General features: G+C 72.2%; 15 protein-coding genes. 7 read left to right on the forward strand and 8 right to left on the reverse strand.

Annotated features, from left to right (window positions below; genetic code table 11):
* The first annotated feature begins 351 nt into the window (after nucleotides 1–351).
* A complete protein-coding gene (locus CTZ28_RS02660; RefSeq protein ID WP_121887636.1) occupies nucleotides 352–1,419 on the forward strand; it encodes a C40 family peptidase in 1,068 nt (355 codons plus the stop codon).
* A 28-nt stretch (nucleotides 1,420–1,447) separates the two neighbouring features.
* On the opposite strand, the gene CTZ28_RS02665 is transcribed toward CTZ28_RS02660, so the two are convergent.
* Together CTZ28_RS02665 and CTZ28_RS02670 are read right to left on the reverse strand one after the other, a co-directional pair.
* On the reverse strand, nucleotides 1,448–2,182 hold the full coding sequence (locus CTZ28_RS02665; protein WP_121887532.1) for a LuxR C-terminal-related transcriptional regulator: 735 nt from the start codon (nucleotides 2,180–2,182) through the stop codon (nucleotides 1,448–1,450).
* Entirely contained in the window at nucleotides 2,179–3,474 is a 1,296-nt protein-coding gene (locus tag CTZ28_RS02670; protein ID WP_121887637.1) for an ATP-binding protein, read from the reverse strand. Before CTZ28_RS02670 ends, CTZ28_RS02665 begins: the two co-directional genes overlap by 4 nt.
* Before the next feature lie 181 nt (nucleotides 3,475–3,655).
* On the opposite strand from CTZ28_RS02670, the gene CTZ28_RS02675 reads away from it, so the two are divergent.
* Both CTZ28_RS02675 and CTZ28_RS47965 read left to right on the forward strand, forming a co-directional pair.
* Nucleotides 3,656–5,011, forward strand: a complete 1,356-nt coding sequence (locus tag CTZ28_RS02675) for a PspC domain-containing protein (RefSeq protein ID WP_121887533.1) — start codon at nucleotides 3,656–3,658, stop codon at nucleotides 5,009–5,011.
* Complete coding sequence (locus CTZ28_RS47965) at nucleotides 4,998–5,210, forward strand: hypothetical protein (protein WP_121887534.1); 213 nt, start codon at nucleotides 4,998–5,000, stop codon at nucleotides 5,208–5,210. Before CTZ28_RS02675 ends, CTZ28_RS47965 begins: the two co-directional genes overlap by 14 nt.
* A 326-nt stretch (nucleotides 5,211–5,536) precedes the next feature.
* Here the strand turns inward: CTZ28_RS47965 and CTZ28_RS02685 are convergent, their stop codons facing one another.
* Together CTZ28_RS02685 and CTZ28_RS02690 are read right to left on the reverse strand one after the other, a co-directional pair.
* The gene (locus CTZ28_RS02685) at nucleotides 5,537–6,046 is read right to left on the reverse strand and encodes a DoxX family protein (RefSeq protein ID WP_121887535.1); all 510 of its coding nucleotides are present in this window, start codon (nucleotides 6,044–6,046) and stop codon (nucleotides 5,537–5,539) included.
* A gap of 140 nt (nucleotides 6,047–6,186) precedes the next feature.
* The gene (locus CTZ28_RS02690; protein WP_121887536.1) at nucleotides 6,187–7,464 is read right to left on the reverse strand and encodes a hypothetical protein; all 1,278 of its coding nucleotides are present in this window, start codon (nucleotides 7,462–7,464) and stop codon (nucleotides 6,187–6,189) included.
* A gap of 189 nt (nucleotides 7,465–7,653) precedes the next feature.
* Here CTZ28_RS02690 and CTZ28_RS02695 point away from each other — a divergent pair, with 189 nt between their 5' ends.
* Nucleotides 7,654–8,538 carry a DUF4429 domain-containing protein gene (locus CTZ28_RS02695; RefSeq protein ID WP_121887537.1) on the forward strand — a complete coding sequence of 295 codons (885 nt, stop codon included), beginning with the start codon at nucleotides 7,654–7,656 and terminating at the stop codon, nucleotides 8,536–8,538.
* 37 nt (nucleotides 8,539–8,575) lie between these two features.
* Here the strand turns inward: CTZ28_RS02695 and CTZ28_RS02700 are convergent, their stop codons facing one another.
* The gene (locus CTZ28_RS02700) at nucleotides 8,576–9,376 is read right to left on the reverse strand and encodes a class II aldolase/adducin family protein (protein WP_121887538.1); all 801 of its coding nucleotides are present in this window, start codon (nucleotides 9,374–9,376) and stop codon (nucleotides 8,576–8,578) included.
* Nucleotides 9,377–9,514: 138 nt separating this feature from the next.
* Between CTZ28_RS02700 and CTZ28_RS02705 the strand changes: the two genes are divergently transcribed.
* The gene (locus tag CTZ28_RS02705) at nucleotides 9,515–9,979 is read left to right on the forward strand and encodes a pyridoxamine 5'-phosphate oxidase family protein (RefSeq protein WP_121887539.1); all 465 of its coding nucleotides are present in this window, start codon (nucleotides 9,515–9,517) and stop codon (nucleotides 9,977–9,979) included.
* A 99-nt stretch (nucleotides 9,980–10,078) separates the two neighbouring features.
* Here the strand turns inward: CTZ28_RS02705 and guaA are convergent, their stop codons facing one another.
* Complete coding sequence (guaA, locus tag CTZ28_RS02710) at nucleotides 10,079–11,659, reverse strand: glutamine-hydrolyzing GMP synthase (protein ID WP_121887540.1); 1,581 nt, start codon at nucleotides 11,657–11,659, stop codon at nucleotides 10,079–10,081.
* Between the two features lie 285 nt (nucleotides 11,660–11,944).
* On the opposite strand from guaA, the gene CTZ28_RS02715 reads away from it, so the two are divergent.
* Nucleotides 11,945–12,265 carry a chorismate mutase gene (locus CTZ28_RS02715; RefSeq protein WP_259471443.1) on the forward strand — a complete coding sequence of 107 codons (321 nt, stop codon included), beginning with the start codon at nucleotides 11,945–11,947 and terminating at the stop codon, nucleotides 12,263–12,265.
* 819 nt (nucleotides 12,266–13,084) lie between these two features.
* Nucleotides 13,085–14,113 (forward strand): LAETG motif-containing sortase-dependent surface protein, encoded by a 1,029-nt coding sequence (locus CTZ28_RS02725; RefSeq protein WP_183154221.1) that lies wholly within the window; start codon nucleotides 13,085–13,087, stop codon nucleotides 14,111–14,113.
* A 102-nt stretch (nucleotides 14,114–14,215) separates the two neighbouring features.
* Here the strand turns inward: CTZ28_RS02725 and CTZ28_RS02730 are convergent, their stop codons facing one another.
* Nucleotides 14,216–15,994 carry a GMC family oxidoreductase N-terminal domain-containing protein gene (locus CTZ28_RS02730; RefSeq protein ID WP_121887544.1) on the reverse strand — a complete coding sequence of 593 codons (1,779 nt, stop codon included), beginning with the start codon at nucleotides 15,992–15,994 and terminating at the stop codon, nucleotides 14,216–14,218.
* 48 nt (nucleotides 15,995–16,042) lie between these two features.
* Nucleotides 16,043–17,686, reverse strand: a complete 1,644-nt coding sequence (locus tag CTZ28_RS02735; RefSeq protein WP_121887545.1) for a succinic semialdehyde dehydrogenase — start codon at nucleotides 17,684–17,686, stop codon at nucleotides 16,043–16,045.
* Nucleotides 17,687–17,712 lie beyond the last annotated feature (26 nt).

The raw sequence follows: 17,712 nt of genomic DNA on the forward strand, positions 1-17,712 counted from the left end.
CCGGGCCCCGGCGTCCGGGAGCGGAGCGTTCGTCCCGGGAGAGCCGCTCCCTGGCTGATGCGCGCACCGCGAGGAACACGCCCAGCCCGCCGACTTCCCGCGCCGGCGGAGCCCCATAGCACCCCCGGGGCCATGCACGCTCCGGAAACGCCGCTTCGGTCAGCGCGTCATGTGAAGTCGGCGGCTCCGCACCGAAATCACGGTCACATACGGTCACCAGCCGCTCCACGCCTGCCAGTTCCGTACATCCCGTTACCGACTCGTCACCATCGGCCCTAGCGTCCTCCACCAGCGGCCGGCTCCCCGTGCCGGACGCGGCAACCGCACTCAGGAAAGGACGTGACGGTCGAGGTGGCAGCGCATCGCAAGCCCCGGCACAGCCCGCTCGGCGGCAACACGGCCCGGACGGCCGCCACCCTGGCCCTGGCGGGCGCGGCGACCGCGACGGCCTTCGACGGGACCGGGCACGCCGAGCCGCAACTGGCACCGTCCGAGGTCAAGGCCAAGGTCGACAAGCTGTACGAGGAGGCAGAGGTCGCCACCGAGAAGTACAACGGGGCGAAGGAGAAGGCGGACACGGCCCAGCGCCGACTGGCATCGCTCCAGGACGAGGCGGCCCGCCGGGAGGACCGGCTCGACTCGGCGCGGGACTCGCTCGGTTCGATCGCGGCGGCGCAGTACCGCAGCGGCGGCCTCACCCCCGCCCTCCAACTGGCGCTCTCCGACGACCCGGACCAGTTCCTGGCGGGGACCGCGTTCGCCGAACGGGCCGGTGACCGCCAGTCGGTGGCAGTGGCGCGCGTGCGCAAGCAGCTGCGGGAGATCGAGCAGCTGCGCGGTGCCGCCCGCGTCGAACTGGCGTCGCTGCGGTCCCGGCAGGCCGAGCTGAAGCGGAACAAGGAGACGATCACGGAGAAGCTGGGCGCGGCCCGGCAGCTCCTGGACCACCTGCCGCCGGCGGAGCGGGCCCGGGTCACGGCCGACGGCGGCGCGAGCGGCCATGCCTCGCGCGCCGACCTGGGGGACGGACGCACCGCCCTGCCGGGCGCGGATCCGGCCGCGGCGCCCGGCTCCCGCGCGGCGGCCGCCGTGGCGTACGCCTACCAGAAGCTGGGCAGCCCCTATGTGTGGGGCGCGACGGGCCCGCACGCCTTCGACTGCTCGGGCCTCATCCAGGCCGCCTACCGCTCGGCAGGCGTCTCCCTGCCCCGCACGACCTACGCCCAGATCGGCGCGGGGCAGCGCGTCTCCCGCTCCCAACTCCTCCCCGGCGACCTGGTGTTCTTCTACTCCGGCATCAGCCACGTCGGCATCTACGTGGGCAGCGGGCAGATGATCCACGCCCCGAACTCGTCCGCGCCGGTACGGCTGGCCCCGATCGACCAGATGCCGTTCGCGGGGGCGACCCGGGTGGCGTGAGGGCCCCGGCGTCCGGCCCCGCCCCGGCTCACACCAGCCGGCGTGCCGTCGCCCAGCGGGTCAGTTCATGGCGGTTGGACAGCTGGAGCTTGCGCAGCACCGCCGAGACATGGGACTCGACCGTCTTCACCGAGATGAAGAGCTGCTTGGCGATCTCCTTGTACGCGTAGCCCCGGGCGATGAGACGCAGCACCTCCCGCTCGCGCTGGGTGAGCCGGTCGAGGTCCTCGTCGACCGGCGGGGCGTCGGTGGAGGCGAAGGCGTCGAGGACGAAGCCGGCCAGCCGCGGGGAGAAGACGGCGTCGCCCTCCTGGACGCGGAAGACGGAGTCGACGAGGTCCGTGCCGGTGATCGTCTTGGTGACATAGCCGCGGGCGCCGCCGCGGATCACCCCGATCACGTCCTCCGCCGCGTCCGAGACGGACAGCGCGAGGAACCGCACGGGCCGCTCGGTGTCGGCCATCAACGCGGCACAGCGGCGCAGCACTTCGACCCCGCCGCCGCCCGGCAGATGGACGTCGAGCAGCACCACCTCGGGCCGGGTCGCGGTGATCACCGTGACCGCCTGGTCCACGTCCGCCGCCTCGCCGACGACCTCGACGCCGGTCTGCTCGGTCCGGCCGATCTCGGCCTGGACGCCGGTGCGGAACATGCGGTGGTCGTCGACGAGGACCACGCGGACGCGGCGCTCGCCCGCGGGGCCCTCCTGCCCGGCCGGCTCCGCCGCCCCCGCCGTACCGTTCGCCTCGGTCGGATCGCTCATGACGTCTTCTCCGCCCTCTCCATCTCCAGCTCGACCTCCGTGCCGCCGTCCGGCACCGCGCGCAGCCGCGCCGTGCCGCCGTTGCGTTCCATGCGGCCGATGATCGATTCTCTGACGCCCATGCGGTCGGCGGGTATCGAGTCGAGGTCGAAGCCCGGACCGCGGTCACGGACGGACACGAAGACCGTCCTGCCCTCCACTTCGGCGTAGACCTGAACGGCGCCGCCGTCGCCACCGTACTTGGCCGCGTTGACCATCGCCTCGCGCGCGGCCTGCATCTGGGCCGCCGTCTTCTCGTCGAGCGGGCAGTCGCCGACCACGACGACCTCGATGGGCACGCCGTGCTTGTCCTCCACCTCGGCGGCGTTGCGCCGGACCGCGTCGGCGAGGGTGGCCGGTTCGTCCTCCTCGTCCTTGCCGGTGCCCTCCGGCTTGTACAGCCAGGTGCGCAGGTCGCGCTCCTGGGCGCGGGCCAGACGGCGCACCTCGCCGGCGTTCTCCGCGTTGCGCTGGATCAGGGTGAGGGTGTGCAGCACCGAGTCGTGGACGTGCGCGGCGACCTCGGCGCGCTCCTGGGCGCGGATGCGCATCAGGCGTTCCTCGGACAGGTCCTGGGTCATGCGGACCAGATAGGGACCGGCCAGCAGCGTGATACCGACGAGGACGGCGAGCGCTGCTTGCAGGACCGAACCGAGGTGGGCGGCGGAGCCCTGAAGGACGAAGATCCCGGAGACACCGGCGGTGACGAGCAGCACACCCGCGCCCCCGCGCAGCAGCCTGAGCGTGCGGCGGCGGCTGCCGACCTCGACCCACCGGGCCCGGCGGGCGTTGTCCGCCTGGCGCCAGACGAGGGCGACGCCCGCGCCGACGAGGACGGCCGGCACCAGATACGCCTTGGCCCCGCCGCCGAGGTTGACGTTGCTCACGAAGACCATGGCCACGCCGACCATGAGGAGCAGGGCGACGATCTGGCCCTTGTCCGGTCTGCGGGCCACGAGCCTGCGGCGGCCGTCCGGCGCGGTCTCGGTGCCGACCAGGGACGGCGGCTTCTGGTCCCCGACGCCGCCGACGCCGAGCGGGACGAAGAACCAGAACGCGGCGTACAGCAGCGCGCCGAGGCCGTCGGCCATGAGCAGGCCGACGAAGACGAGCCGCACCCAGACCACGGGCAGCCCGAGGTGCCCGGCGAGCCCCCGCGCGACGCCACCGAGCCAGCGGCCGTCGCTGCTGCGGTAGAGCTTGCGCGGCGGCCGCGGTTCGACGGGGGGCGCTGCTGTTGCGGCTTCCGGCATGCCATCGATGGTCACACGGCCACCGGGGCGGGGCATCAGGGTCCGTCCCCGAGACTCCCCTGATCTTCATGGATCCGGCCACCGGACCGCCGTACCCCGGGCTCGGCTCAGGGCCGATATCAGGGTTCGGCCAGGGTCGATCCGACTGCCGCCGCGGCGGCCGGGCCGTCACCATGGACACATGACGGATCACGACCACGCCGCGCCGGGGCCGGGACCCGGCGCGGACCGCACGACGGGCGAGGGCGCCGGGCCCCTCGTCGGGGACCCCGTGCAGCCCCTGCGCGCGTTCCGGCGCGACCGGCGGCACAAGGTGATGGCGGGGGTCTGCTCCGGGCTCGGCCGGCACACCGACATGGATCCCGTGATCTTCCGGATCACCCTGGCGGTGCTGGCCGCGAGCGGGGGCATCGGGCTCATCTTCTACGGGTTCGCCTGGCTCTTCGTGCCGTACGAGGACGAGGAGGAGAACGAGGTCCGCAAGCTGCTGACCGGCCGGGTCGACGGGCAGGCCCTGGCCGCCGTGCTGTTCGCGCTGGTCGGCTGCGGTGTGTTCCTGACGATGCTGGGGAACGGCGACGTGCTCACGTTCGGCGTCGTCCTCTCCCTGCTGCTGGCAGGCGCCGGCTACTGGTCGCAGCGGCGCGGCACCCTCGACCCGGATCCGCTGGCCGCCCAGGCGGTCGCCGACGCCCCGCCGGAGCCCCAGGCGCCGCCCGCGCCCACCGCGTATCCGTCCTGGTGGCGCGACCCCATCGTCAAGGACGGCACGCACGTGGGCGGCACCGGCTATCTGTGGGGCCCCGAATCCGCCGTCGAGCGCGACCCGGCCGGGGCCCGCCGCTTCGGCCCCGGCATGCCCCGGTTCGACGCGCGCGGTTCGCGTACGGCGCCGCACCGGCCGCGCGGCCCGCGCTGGATCGGCGGCTGGGTCTTCCTGCTCGCGCTGCTGGCCGGCGGCCTGGGCACCGGTCTGTCGTGGGACCGGCAGCCGCTGGGTGTCAGCCTCCAGATCGGGCTGTCCTGCGCGCTCGCCGTCTTCGGGCTCGGTGTCGCGGTGAGCGCCTTCCTGGGGCGCACGGGGGCCGGTTCGGTGTTCCTGGCGCTCGTCACGGCGGCGCTGCTCGCCGGTTCGACGCAGCTGCCCAAGGACATCACCGCCCACTGGCAGCAGGCGTCGTGGCGGCCCGCCGCGGTGGCGGAGGTACGGCCCAAGTACGACCTCGGGACCGGCGTCGGCACCCTGGATCTGACCGGGGTCCGGCTCGCCGACGGCCAGACCCTGGCGACCCGGGCGCGGGTGGGTGTGGGCCGGCTGCGGCTCGTCGTGCCGCCCGACGCGACCGTACGGCTCAGGATCGAGGTGGGGGTGGGCGACATCCAGCTGCCCGGCGACAACAAGAAGGACGTGGACGTGGCACCCGGCAAGCACAGGACGGTGACACTGCCGCCGGCGACGACAGGCAAGGGCGGCACCATCGACGTCGGCCTCCAGGTCGGCATGGGACAGGCGGAGGTGAGCCGTGCTGCGTCATGAGTTCCAGCCGGGCCGACTGGTGGCGGGCATCTTCCTCACCGCCACGGCCGTGGCCTACGCCGGCGACGCGGGCGGCCTGTGGGAAACCCCCTGGTTCGCCGTGATCCCCCTGGTCATAGGCGGCCTGTCCCTGGCAGCAGCCACAGCCGTACTAACCCGAACCCACCGCACCAGACCCCCCAAAAACCCCCAAACCTAAACCAACGCGGCACCCCGAAGGAAAGGGGCCGCCCCCATAGGGGCGCGGGGAACGGCGCGATCAGCCACAACGCCCCCGCACACAACCACAAACCGCAACCACCCCCAAAAGGGGCGCAAGGAACTGCGCAACCAGCCACAACACCGCCGCACAGGCCCACAAACAGGAACCACCCCCGTAGGGGCGCGGGGAACTGCGCGATCAGCCACGACGCCCCCGCACACAACCACAAACCGCAACCACACCAAAGGGGCGCGGGGAACTGCGCGACAAGCCACGACGCCGCCGCACAACACCACGACCAGAACCCGCCCCCCAGCGGAGCGCTACCGTCGACGCCGCCCCAGCACCGCATCCACCGAGAGATACGGCGCCCCAGCCAGCACAAGAGGCAGCCAGGCCATCAGATAGACGAGATCGTTGCCGTAGTAGTAGGGGGTCGCAGCCCAGCTGACGGTCAACCAGAGACTGAGCGAGATCACCGCTCCGCCGAGCGCGGCCAGCCGGGTGAGCAGCCCGACCAGGACCCCGATCCCGACGACGAGTTCACCGAAGGCGATGGCGTAGCCGAAACCCACGGGGTTCTTCAGAGCCATATCGACCAGGGACGGGATCGCCGCGGAGTCCCGCACCGCGCGCATCGTGTCGCCGATGGAGCCGGAACCGCCGGACTTCATGAAGGCACTGTCCGTCAGCTTGTCCAGACCGGCGTAGACAAAGGTGATGCCGAGGAACAGGCGCAGGGGCAGCAGGGCGTACTGAGTTGCGGTCTCCCGCCAGTCACGGCGGCTGTCGAGGTAGGACATACGCACATCCGAACGAACGCCATGAGTCATCGCAGAACGCCGCCTCTCACCCGCGTACCGATCCCCCTCCAGACCATACGTACGACAAACGGGACCTGCTCAATCCTCTCCCGGACGATTTTCCGAATTCGGATGACCGGAATGTACGCCAGTCGCTCCGCCGACTCCGGTCACTCCGTCACCTCGACCACGCAGCGGTTGGTCGCCACCCCCGCCGCGGTGACCACCTGCACCTCCACCGCCCCCGGCTCCACCTCCGCCGGCACCGGCACCCGCAGCACCCCGTCCGCCGGATTGCTGAATCCGCCGGCGACGGGAACCAGCGGCACGTGCACATTGACCGCGCCGATGCGCACCACCATGCGGGAGAGCCGGTCGGCGGTCTGGGCGCCGGGCGGGACGAAGCCGGCACCGCGGATCTCGATGTCGTCGCCCGTACGGATCGGCCCGTCCAGGTCGCCGGCCTCGCGGGCGCGGACCACGGACAGGATCACCGGCCGCCCGCCCTCCGCGTACTTGCCGGCCACATAGGTGGCGGCGGACACCAGGACCAGCACGGCCAGCCCCCAGGGCAGGTCGGGCAGTTGGTCGGGGCGGCGGGCGAGCCGTACCGCGGCGAACGCCAGGGCCACCGCGCCGATCACGACGTACTGGATGTCGGCGAACGTGCCCCGGCCCGCGTCGTCGGTCAGCAGATCGGCCGCACGCGGCCGGTGCGCCGGTACCTTCTGCAGCCGCTGGCCGAGGATGCGCAGGCCGACCACCCGCCGGACGAGCACCGCGATCCCGCAGACCACGGCGAGGACGGTCACCACACCCGCCCCGCGGGCCAGTTCGAGACCGGAGATCAGCGCGTCGCGCTCGGCGGGGTCGGAGGCGGCGGCAAGCCGGCCCGCCAGGACCAGGACCGCGTACGCCACGAACAGCACCCAGGCCGCCGCGACGGTACGGGAGGTGGACAGCCGGTTGTCCTCGCCGATGACGGGGGCCAGCGCCCCGCCCCGGGCCCGGTGGAACCAGGAGGCGGCGGTCAGCGCGCAGGCCACCACCAGCGCGCCGAGCAGCCCGGCGGTGCGCGCGCTGGTCCAGCCCGTGCCGATCGCCGTCAGCGCCTGCACGAGGAGCAGCAGGACGACGGCCGCCCACAGGACGTACAGCGTGCGCTGCCACAGCCGGGCCAGCCAGGCCGCACCCTCGGCCCGGCCGCGCTCGGCGACGGCCTCGGCCGACTGCGTCAACGCCTCGGAGATCCACTGGCGGGAGGCGGAGGCCGAGTGCGCCACCGCCACCGGCAGGCCCCGCCCGGCCGCGAACTCGTCGCGCCGGAGGAGGAATTCGGCGACCGCCCGGCGGTGCCCCTCGCGCGCCCCGTGCGGACAGTCCCCGCAGGTGCAGCCGCCCCCGTGGGCGGCCGTACCCGCGCTCTGCCCCGCCTCCTGCACCGCCACGCCCGATGCCCGCCTTCCCCACGACCCGCGGCACGGCCGGCGACCCCCTTGCGGACTCGGCCATGACCGCGCAACTCCCTTGTGCTGACTGCGAATTGTGCCCTACGCGGGGCGGGCAGCCGACAGCAGGTGCGGTCACCGCGGGTGAGGTACGGCCCGCCGTGTTGACCCGGCTGCGAGAATTTCCGTATGGCCGAGATCATCCAGCGTGACGGGGCCTGGACCTTCGACGGCAGCACGGTCCGGATCACGCCGGGGCGGCACCGCTCCGTGCCGCTCTTCCGGCAGACGTACGGGGAGATCGCCGTGCCCCTGGAGGCCGTGTCGGGGGTGGTCTACGAGCCCGAACGCCGGCGCGGGCTGCTGCGGTTACGGCTGCGCGAGGGTGCCGATCCGCTGGTACAGGCCACCGGCGGCCGGCTGCCGGACACGGCCGACCCGTACCGGCTGGCCGTGGACACGGACCGCTCCGGGATCGCCGAGTACCTGGCCGACGAGATCCGGCACGCACTGCTGCTCGACCAGATCCCCCAGGAGCCCGCCGGGACCTATCTGTTACCCGGGCCGCCGGTGCCGGTCTCGGTGCGCTGCTCCGACGGGACGGTCTCCTTCGACGGCGGCCAGGTGCGCATCGACTGGGCCGACACCGCCGACCGGATCAAGCGGGCCACCGGGCCGCGGATGATCGGCATCGGCGACCTGCTCCAGGTGGAGTGGCTGCCCAACTCCGGCTACGAGGACGGCTTCCTGCGCTTCGTGACCCGCGAGACGGTGTTCACCAAGCTGCCGCCGGAGCGCGACCCGTACACCCTCGATCTGTGGGGCAGCGCCCGCCGCGATCTGCTCACCGCGCTGGTGGCGGCCGCGGTGACCGCCCGGCTGCCGCATCCCTCCGCCCGGGCCGGCATCGAGTACACCGAGCGGCCGCGGCCGGTTTCCGCGGTGCCCCCGCCGGCCGACCACCACGACGTACTGCTGCGCCGGCTGCGCGAGTTGGGCGAACTGCACCGGGACGGCGTGCTCACGGACGAGGAGTTCACCCGGACGAAGGCGGCGGTGCTGCGCGGGTTCTAGGTCCTGTCGTCCTGACGCTTCGGGTCGATGCCGCGGGCTAACTGAGCAGATCCGGCTCACTGCGGCTGATGTCCTGCCACAGCGGTTGGTAGTTGATCCAGGCCACCAGGTCGCCGCCGAGCTGCTCACGGGTCGCCGTCGCCAGTCGGTGGTCGATCAGGACCGGCCGGCCGGCCGCCTTCGCCGTCAGCTGCACCTGGCAGGACCGCTCCATCGACAGGAACCACCAGGCCGCCGCGTCCACCGAGTCGCCGACCGTGAGCAGCCCGTGGTTGCGCAGCACGAGCGCCTTGCGGCTGCCGAGCGCGGACGCGATCCGGCGGCCCTCCTCGGCGTCCACGGCGACGCCCGTGTAGGCGTCGTAGAGGGCGTGGTCCTCGTAGAAGGCGCAGCTCTCCTGGGTGATCGGGTCGAGCAGGTCGCCGAGCGCGGCCAGGGCACGGCCGTGCACGGAGTGGCAGTGGGCGACCGCGACGACGTCGGGGCGGGCGGCGTGCACCTGGACGTGCACGGTGAACGCGGCCTGGTTGACGTGGTAGCGGCCCTCGATGACCTGCCCGTCCTGGTTGGCCAGGACGAGATCGCTGACGGTGACGTGCTTGAACGGCATCCCGAACGGGTTGACCCAGAAGCAGTCGGAGAACTCCGGGTCGCGCGCGGTGATGTGCCCCGACACCCCGTCCTCGAACCCGGACCGCCCGAAGATCCGCAGCGCGCCGGCGAGCCGTTCCTTTCGGTGCCGTCGTTCGGCGTCGAGCGAGTCGTGCATCGGCGGCATCGCGAACTGCAACTGATCGGTGGGCAGCGGCGACGGCGGGGTGGGGGTCGGCCCGTGCACAGGTCCTCCAGCACTGGGTTGCATCACGGGGCGGAAGTTACCCTCGGTCAGCGCAGGAGAACAGAGATGTTGCGCAATGATGACGTCCGCAAGCGAAACCCGACAGGAGATGTCGGGTATCGCCGTGAGAGTGGGCCCATGAACTGGGCAGCCCTCACCACCACCGCACCCGAACTCGCGAAGATCGCCGAGCGGCGCTTCGGCGCGTTCCGCCATCACGTCCTCGCCACCCTGCGCAAGGACGGCTCCCCGCGCACCAGCGGCCTTGAGGTCCGCTTCCTCGACGGCGAGCTGTGGCTCGGCATGATGCCGCACTCGCTCAAGGTCCTCGACCTGCGGCGCGACCCGCGCTTCGCGCTCCAGTCGAACCCCGGCTCCGGCACGGACCCGGGCGACGGCGACCTCCGGGTCGGCGGACGCGCCGTCGAGGTGGAGGAGCCGGAACTGAAGGGGGCGTACGTGAAAGAGGTGGAGCCGCCGCAGCCGTTCCACCTCTTCCGCGCCGAGCTGACCGAGGTCGTCCGGACCTACATCGAGGACGACACGTATCTGGTCACCGAGATCTGGCAGCCCGGTCGGCCCCTGCGCACGCTCAGGCGCTGAACGCTCCGCCGGACGGGCGTGCCGCGCCGTCGGTCAGCTGCGGCGCCGTCGTGGCCGGTCGCGCTGTTCCCCGCGCCCCCTCGGGCGCTGCCCCGGGGCTCACTCCCACTCGATGGTGCCCGGCGGCTTCGAGGTCACGTCGAGGACGACGCGGTTGACGTCGCGGACCTCGTTGGTGATGCGGGTCGAGATCCTCGCGAGGACGTCGTACGGCAGCCGCGACCAGTCGGCGGTCATGGCGTCCTCGGAGGAGACCGGCCGGAGCACGATCGGGTGGCCGTAGGTACGGCCGTCGCCCTGGACGCCGACGCTGCGGACGTCCGCAAGCAGCACCACCGGGCACTGCCAGATGTCCCGGTCGAGGCCGGCCGCGGTCAGCTCCTCGCGGGCGATGGCGTCGGCCTCGCGGAGCAGGTCGAGACGCTCCTTGGTGACCTCGCCGACGATACGGATGCCGAGGCCCGGGCCCGGGAAGGGCTGGCGCTGGACGATCTCCGCGGGCAGCCCCAGCTCCTGGCCGACCATCCGGACCTCGTCCTTGAACAGCTTGCGCAGCGGCTCGATGAGCCGGAACTCCAGGTCCTCGGGGAGGCCGCCAACGTTGTGGTGGGACTTGATGTTGGCGGTGCCGGTGCCGCCGCCGGACTCGACCACGTCCGGGTAGAGGGTGCCCTGCACCAGGAACTCCACGGCCGGGCCCGCGTCGGCGATGATCTCCGCCTGGGCCTGCTCGAAGACCCGGATGAACTCACGGCCGATGATCTTCCGCTTCTCCTCGGGGTCCGAGACCCCCTGGAGAGCGGTGAGGAAGCGTTCCTCGGCGTAGACGACCTTCAGCTGGACGCCGGTGACGGCCACGAAGTCCTTCTCGACCTGCTCGGTCTCGCCCTTGCGCATCAGGCCGTGGTCGACATAGACGCAGGTCAGCTGGGAGCCGATGGCCCGCTGCACGAGCGCGGCGGCCACCGCGGAGTCCACGCCGCCGGACAGGCCGCAGATCGCGCGCTTGTCGCCGACCTGCTCGCGGATCGCGGCGATCTGCTCCTCGATCACATTGCCGGTGGTCCAGGACGGGGTGAGGCCCGCGCCGCGGTACAGGAAGTGCTCCAGCACCTGCTGGCCGTACGTGGAGTGCATCACCTCGGGGTGGTGCTGGACGCCGTACAGCCGCTTCTCGTCGTTCTCGAAGGCGGCGACCGGGACGACGTCCGTGGCGGCCGTGACCGAGAAGCCGGCCGGGGCGGCGGAGCAGGCGTCGCCGTGCGACATCCATACGGCCTGCTCGGCGGGGGTGCCCTCGAACAGGGTGGAGGACGGCCTGGAGACGTGCAGGTCGGTGCGGCCGTACTCACGGGCACCGGTGTTGTCCACCGTGCCGCCAAGGGCCTGGGCCATCAGCTGGAAGCCGTAGCACATGCCGAACACGGGGACGCCCGCCTCGAACAGTGCGCGGTCCACGGTCGGGGCGCCCTCCTCGTACACCGACGAGGGGCCGCCGGAGAGGATGATCGCCGCGGGGTTCTTGGCGAGCATCTCGGCGACCGGCATGCTGCTGGGCACGATCTCGCTGTAGACCCGCGCCTCGCGGACACGACGGGCGATGAGCTGGGCGTACTGCGCGCCGAAATCGACGACCAGAACGGTGTCGGTGATGGCGGCAGCGGGAGTCGCTGATGACACGGGGTGCCTTCCGGCGGGTCGGGCGGGGGTCTGTGGTCTCCGATTCTAACGGGGTGGCCGTGGGACACCTCGCCGCGTACGGGCCCCCTGCCTGGGGGCCCGGGCGGCCCGGGGCCGAGCCCGCCGGCCGTGGCATACTGGACGCATGCTCGCGCACTCGACGTTCGTCTTTACCTATGGCATCCGGCCCACCGGCTGCCATGGTCGTGCTGCTTGAGCAACTGACAAGCGACTTCCCAGGCGCCCCGGGCCGACAAGGTCCGGTGCGCCTGGCGTTTCCGGAGCCTGCCGGGCCGGGGCACACCGACAAGGAGCCCCGACATGACCGCCGCCACCGAGAAGACCGGCGCCCGTACCGCCGCTGCCGCCGACACCATCACCGACGCCCGCGAGCGCATCGACGCGCTCGACGACCGGATCATCGGGCTCGTCCAGGAACGCATGGCCGTGTCCGCCGTGATCCAGGAGGCGCGGATCGCCTCCGGCGGGCGGCGCGTGAACCTCTCCCGGGAGATGGAGATCCTCGGCCGCTACCGGCAGGAGCTGGGCAAGCCCGGTACCGCGCTCGCCATGACGCTCCTCGAACTGTGCCGGGGTCGCATCTGAGTTCGGTCCCCCTCTCACTCGTACGGAGCGTGACCGCTCCGCGCACCGCTTCGTTGGTCCCGGTGTCCGTGCCAGCCAGGGGCGGGCCCGAAGGACCACGCGTGGCTCGCTGGGGCGATGAGGCGTACGGATCGTGCCGTGCGTCGTGGGACCTCGCTCCAGGGAAGTGACCGGACTGCAGAGGACAGCGGCCCGGTCACCCAAGAGAACCGGTCGGCTCCGGGGACGCCCGGGGCCGACCGGCGGGAAACTCCACGATGCGCAGGGGTGGACCGGACGGTTGCGGTGGCCGTGTCCGTCCGGCTCGATGCGAGGAGCGTCCCCTAGGTCCCCGGCCGGACAACCGCATTGCGCGGATCCCCGCCGAGCCCACATCACCCGTCGTCCGCCTGCGACGCCGTCGTGGCCGGTCGCGCAGTTCCCCGCGCCCCCTGCGGGGCGCAACCGCACGGCGCAGGCGGTCACGCGCCGTCGTCCGTCTGCGGCGCCGCCTTGGCGGATCGCGCAGATCCCCGCCGAGCCCACATCACCCGTCGTCCGTCTGCGACGCCGTCGTGGCTGATCGCGCAGTTCCCCGCGCCCCCTTCGGGGGGCAGCCGGGAAGAATGGTGTGAGGTAGGCCACATAAGAATTCTGTGAGAGCCGGTGCAACCATTCGGTGGGCTCGCTGATCAAACCTGCTGACATCAACGAGATCAAAGGGTTCACCAAAACCCAGCGACACCAGCACGACCCAGGGACACACCCCGCGCCCCACACGCGGAGCCCGCCGGCCACAAGGTGCTGCCCGCCGCGGCACCCGGACTCCACGAGGTCTTCATGAATCTTCGCCGTGCCATGGCGGCAGCGGCCGCGACGGCTGTCATAGCGCCGCTGGCCCTGCTGTCCGCGCCCGCCGCGTTCGCGGACGAGTCGCCGTCGACATCGCCGGCCCCCACCGAGAGCGTGACGACCGGGCCGACCGACGAGGCACCGAGCGAATCCACCTCGCCGTCCGACACGGCGCTGCCGACCGACACCGCCCAGCCGAGCGAGAGCACGTCGCCGAGCGACACGCCCGCCCCGAGCGACAGCGCGAGCCCGACGGCCTCGCCCGAGCCCTCCGGGCCGGCCGGGCCGACCGAGACCCCGTCGGACCCCGAGGCGCCGTACTGCGAGGACCTCGACGACCACTACGGCGACGCCAAGGTGTCCGCGGACATCAAGGGCCTGCCGGGCAAGATCGTCGCGGGGGACGGCTTCCACCAGTTCAAGCTGGTCGTCACGAACGACTCCAAGACCGATGTCGAGGACGTCTACTTCTACGCCGAGATCGAGAACTACGAGTTCGACGACGAGGCGAAGTACCTGAGCCCGTACGTCGACCTGCAGTTCAAGAACCCCACGGACGGCTCCTGGGACCGGATCGGCGACAAGGAGTGGGCCGGTGACGTCTTCTTCCGCGCGGAGCAGCTGAAGGCCGGCGCCAGCAGGTCGATCGACCTGCGCGTCAGCATCGACGCCAAGGCCCCCGCGGGCGACGCCTACTCCTTCGGCTCCGGCGCCTACTTCGACAACGTCGACGGCAAGTCCTGCGTCGCCGAGGGCTGGGCGATGTACGACTTCGAGGTTCTGAAGGCCGGTTCCCCGAACCCCGACCCGGGTTCCGCCACCCCGAGCGACAAGGGCGGCAAGAGCTCGGTGAAGAAGCCGCAGGGCGACCTTTCCTCCGTGCCGACCGGCAACCTCGCCGACACCGGCGCCGACTCCGCGCTGCCCGTGATCGGGCTCGTCGCCGGCATCGCCGTCGTCGCCGGTGCGGGTGCGGTGTTCGCGGTGCGCCGGCGCAAGGCCGACGCGAACGCGTAAGAACGCGTAAGGCCGACACGGAAAGAGACCACGGAAGAGAGGGAGCTGCGCTCGGAGGGGGGCGCAGGTCCTTCTCTTTCGTCTTTTCCGGCCCGCTCCCGCCTACGGCTCGGGCGGCACCGCCGGCATCCCCAGGAACGGCAGGCGCAGGGCGCCGAAGGCATCCGCGGGGACCACGGGGGTGCGCGGCTCCACCGGCGTCAGCCGCTCGTAGGCCGCCCCCTGCGCCGGACGCGGATCCGCCTCGCCCTTGTTGGGCCAGTACGACATCGCCCGCTCGGCCTGCGCGGTGATGGTGAGCGAGGGGTTGACGCCCAGGTTCGCCGACACCGCCGCACCGTCCACCACCGAGATGCCGGGGTGTCCGTACAGCCGGTGGTACGGGTCGATCACACCCGTCTCGCGCGAGTCGCCGATCGGGCAGCCGCCGAGGAAGTGGGCGGTGAGCGGAGTGCCCATCAACTCGCCCACATTGCTGCCGGGGAAGCCGTTGATCTCCTGGGCGAGCGCGGACGCCGCCTCCGAAGCCGCCCTGATCTGCTGGGGGTTGGGCGCGCCGTGCCCCTGCCGGGCGGTGAGCAGCCCCTTGCCGAGCCCGTCCGGTTTCAGGTACGTCGTCAGGGAGTTGTCCAGGGACTGCATCACCAGGCCGATGATGGTCCGCTCCGACCAGCGCCGGTTGGACAGGGACCGGACCAGCAGCCACGGGTGCCGGGCGGCATTGGCCAGCCAGGCCAGGACGCGCGAGGAGCCCTCGGCGTAGGGGATCTGGAGGATCGACAGGCCGCCCATCGCGTTCGAGCCCTTGCCGTAGCGGACCGGCTCGATGTGGGTGGCGGCGTCCGGGTGGATCGAGGACGTGATCGCCACGCCCTGGGTGAAGTCGGCCTTCGCGGTGCCGTGCGCCTTGCGATAGCGGCGGTCGTCGGTCTGCGCGCCCACCAGCGCCTCCGAGTTGGTGCGGGTCAGCTCGCCCAACCGGTCGGAGAGATACGGCAGTTGCCCGTTCGCCCGCATGCGGTGCAGCAGGGTCTGGGTGCCGTAGGTGCCGGCGGCCAGCACCACCCGATGGGCCGTGAACGTCCGGCCCGCGCCCTTCCTGCGGCCGTCGGTCGGCAGGGTGGCCACCGCGTGGCCGCCCCGCGAGTCGTCGGTGACGGACACGACCGTCGTCATGGGATGCACCACCGCGCCGGCCCGCTCGGCGAGGTGGAGGTAGTTCTCGTTGAGGGTGTTCTTCGCCCCGTGCCGGCAGCCCGTCATGCACTCGCCGCACTCGGTGCAGGCCCTGCGGGCCGGTCCCGTGCCGCCGAAGTAGGGGTCCGCCACCTGCTCCCCGGGGCGGGCCTTCGCCGTCCCGTCCGCGTCCTCGCCGTCGCCGAAGAACACCCCGACCGGGGCCGGATGGAAGGTGTCGCCGACGCCCATCCGCTGCGCCGCGGCCTTGAGGTGCACGTCGGAGGGGGTCATGGTCGGGTTGAGCCGTACGCCGAGCATGCGCCGCGCCTGGTCGTAGTACGGCTTCAGCTCCTCCTGCCAGTCGGTGATGCCCTTCCACTGCGGGTCGTCGAAGAAGCTCTGCGGCGGCACGTAGAGGGTGTTGGCGTAGTTCAGCGAGCCGCCGCCCACGCCCGCGCCGGCGAGGACCATGACGTTGCCGAGCAGGTGGATGCGCTGGATGCCGTACATGCCGAACGTGGGCGCCCAGAGGTAGTTCTTGAGGTCCCAGGAGTTCTTGGGGAGCGTGTCGCGGGTGAAGCGGCGGCCGGCTTCGAGGACGCCGACGCGGTACCCCTTCTCGGTCAGGCGCAGGGCGGTCACGGCACCGCCGAAGCCGGAACCGACGACGATGACGTCGTAGTCGTAGCTGTCCTGGGGCACGAGTTCTCCTCATCGAGTGGTGCGTGCGGGCCGTCCGCGGCCGGTCGGCTAACGGAACCGGAATGCCTTCATGAGCCGCAGGCTCCTGCTCATGAACCGGGCGTACCGCTCGTCGTCCATCCCCAGCGAGGGAGCCAGCGGGAGCAGCCGCTGCTGGGCCACCGTCTGGGCCTCGGTGTACTTGAGGATGCCCTCGGAGCCGTGCCGCCGGCCGAGGCCGGAGTCCTTCATGCCGCCCATCGGGGACTGGACGCTGCCGTACGCGGACACATAGCCCTCGTTGACGTTGACCGTGCCCGTGCGCAGGCGCGCGGCGACGGCCCGGCCGCGCCGGCCGTCCTTCGTCCACACCGACGAGTTCAGGCCGTAGGGCGAGGAGTTGGCGCGCTCGACCGCCTCGTCCTCGGTCGTGAAGCGGTAGACCGACACGACCGGCCCGAAGGTCTCCTCGGCGCAGACGGCCATGGACGCCTCGACGCCGTCGAGGATGGTGGGTTCGAAGAAGTACGGGCCGATGTCCGGGCGGGCCACGCCGCCGGCGATCACCTTCGCGCCCTTGGCGACGGCCTCCGTCACATGCCGTCGTACGGTCTCCAGCTGGCGTTCCCCGACGAGCGACCCCATGTCGGCGCCGTAGGCGAGGGACCTGCCGAGCCGCATCGCCTTGGTGCGGGCGGCGAACCGTGCGAGGAAGGCGTCGGCGATCGACTCGTGGACGTACAACCGCTCGATGGAGACGCAGAGTTGGCCGGCGGAGGAGAAGCAGGCGCGGACGGCACCGGCCGCGGCCTTCTCGATGTCGGCGTCGGCGAGCACCAGCATGGCGTTCTTGCCGCCGAGTTCGAGGGAGACGCCGACCAGCCGGGCGGCGGCGCTCTGTGCCACCTCGCGCCCGGTGCGGGTGGAGCCGGTGAAGGAGACGTAGTCGGCGTGCCCGACGACCTCGGGGCCGACGACCGGGCCGTCGCCGAGGACCACCTGGAAGACGCCGGCGGGCAGCCCGGCCTCGATGAGCAGGTCGCGCGCCCACAGGGCGGTGAGGCAGGTCTCGGTGTCCGGCTTCATCACGACCGCGTTGCCGGCGACGAAGGCGGGCAGCGCGTCGCCGACCGACAGCTCCAGGGGATAGTTCCAGGGGGCGATCTGGCCCACGACCCCGCGCGGGTGGCGCAGTTCGGTGACCTTGGTGAGGGTGGGCATCGCGCCCGTGTGCCGCTGGGGCCTGAGACAGGCGGGCGCCTTGCGGCCGTAGTGGCGGGCGGTGACGGCGACGGACTGGACCTCCTCGTGGGCGTGCAGCCGCGCCTTGCCGGTCTCCAGCTGGATCAGGTCGAGCACCTCGGCCTGCCGTTCCAGCACCAGGTCGTGGAAGCGCAGCAGCACGGCGGCCCGCTGCCGCACCGGGGTCCGCTCCCATACGGCCTGGGCGGCGCGGGCGGCCCGGAACGCCTCGAGTACGTCCGCGGGCGTGGACTGCGGCAGGTCGGCGAGCTTCTCACCGGTGAACGGCGTGTGGTTGGCGGTGCGGCCGGAGCCGATGACGCCCTTGGTGAGCTGGGCGACCAGTTCCGGCGTGACCACGTCGGCGGCGGTCCGCGCGCCCTCGGGAGCGGGGGCGAGGGGGTTGGTGCCGGTGCCGGGCACGTCCGTGGTGGGTGCCGGAACCTGTTCCTGGGCCTGCGAGTCGGTCATGAGCCGCAGGGTATTCCGGAGCGGAA

This window comes from Streptomyces shenzhenensis, assembly GCF_003688995.1.
Taxonomy (GTDB): domain Bacteria; phylum Actinomycetota; class Actinomycetes; order Streptomycetales; family Streptomycetaceae; genus Streptomyces; species Streptomyces shenzhenensis_A.

Coding starts and splice junctions, on each gene's coding strand:
- CTZ28_RS02735 (WP_121887545.1), bottom strand. CDS start 17,686: ATGACCGACTCGCAGGCCCAGGAACAGGTTCCGGCACCCACCACGGAC.
- CTZ28_RS02685 (WP_121887535.1), bottom strand. CDS start 6,046: ATGACTCATGGCGTTCGTTCGGATGTGCGTATGTCCTACCTCGACAGC.
- CTZ28_RS02675 (WP_121887533.1), top strand. CDS start 3,656: ATGACGGATCACGACCACGCCGCGCCGGGGCCGGGACCCGGCGCGGAC.
- CTZ28_RS02665 (WP_121887532.1), bottom strand. CDS start 2,182: ATGAGCGATCCGACCGAGGCGAACGGTACGGCGGGGGCGGCGGAGCCG.
- CTZ28_RS02695 (WP_121887537.1), top strand. CDS start 7,654: ATGGCCGAGATCATCCAGCGTGACGGGGCCTGGACCTTCGACGGCAGC.
- CTZ28_RS02725 (WP_183154221.1), top strand. CDS start 13,085: ATGAATCTTCGCCGTGCCATGGCGGCAGCGGCCGCGACGGCTGTCATA.
- CTZ28_RS02670 (WP_121887637.1), bottom strand. CDS start 3,474: ATGCCGGAAGCCGCAACAGCAGCGCCCCCCGTCGAACCGCGGCCGCCG.
- CTZ28_RS02705 (WP_121887539.1), top strand. CDS start 9,515: ATGAACTGGGCAGCCCTCACCACCACCGCACCCGAACTCGCGAAGATC.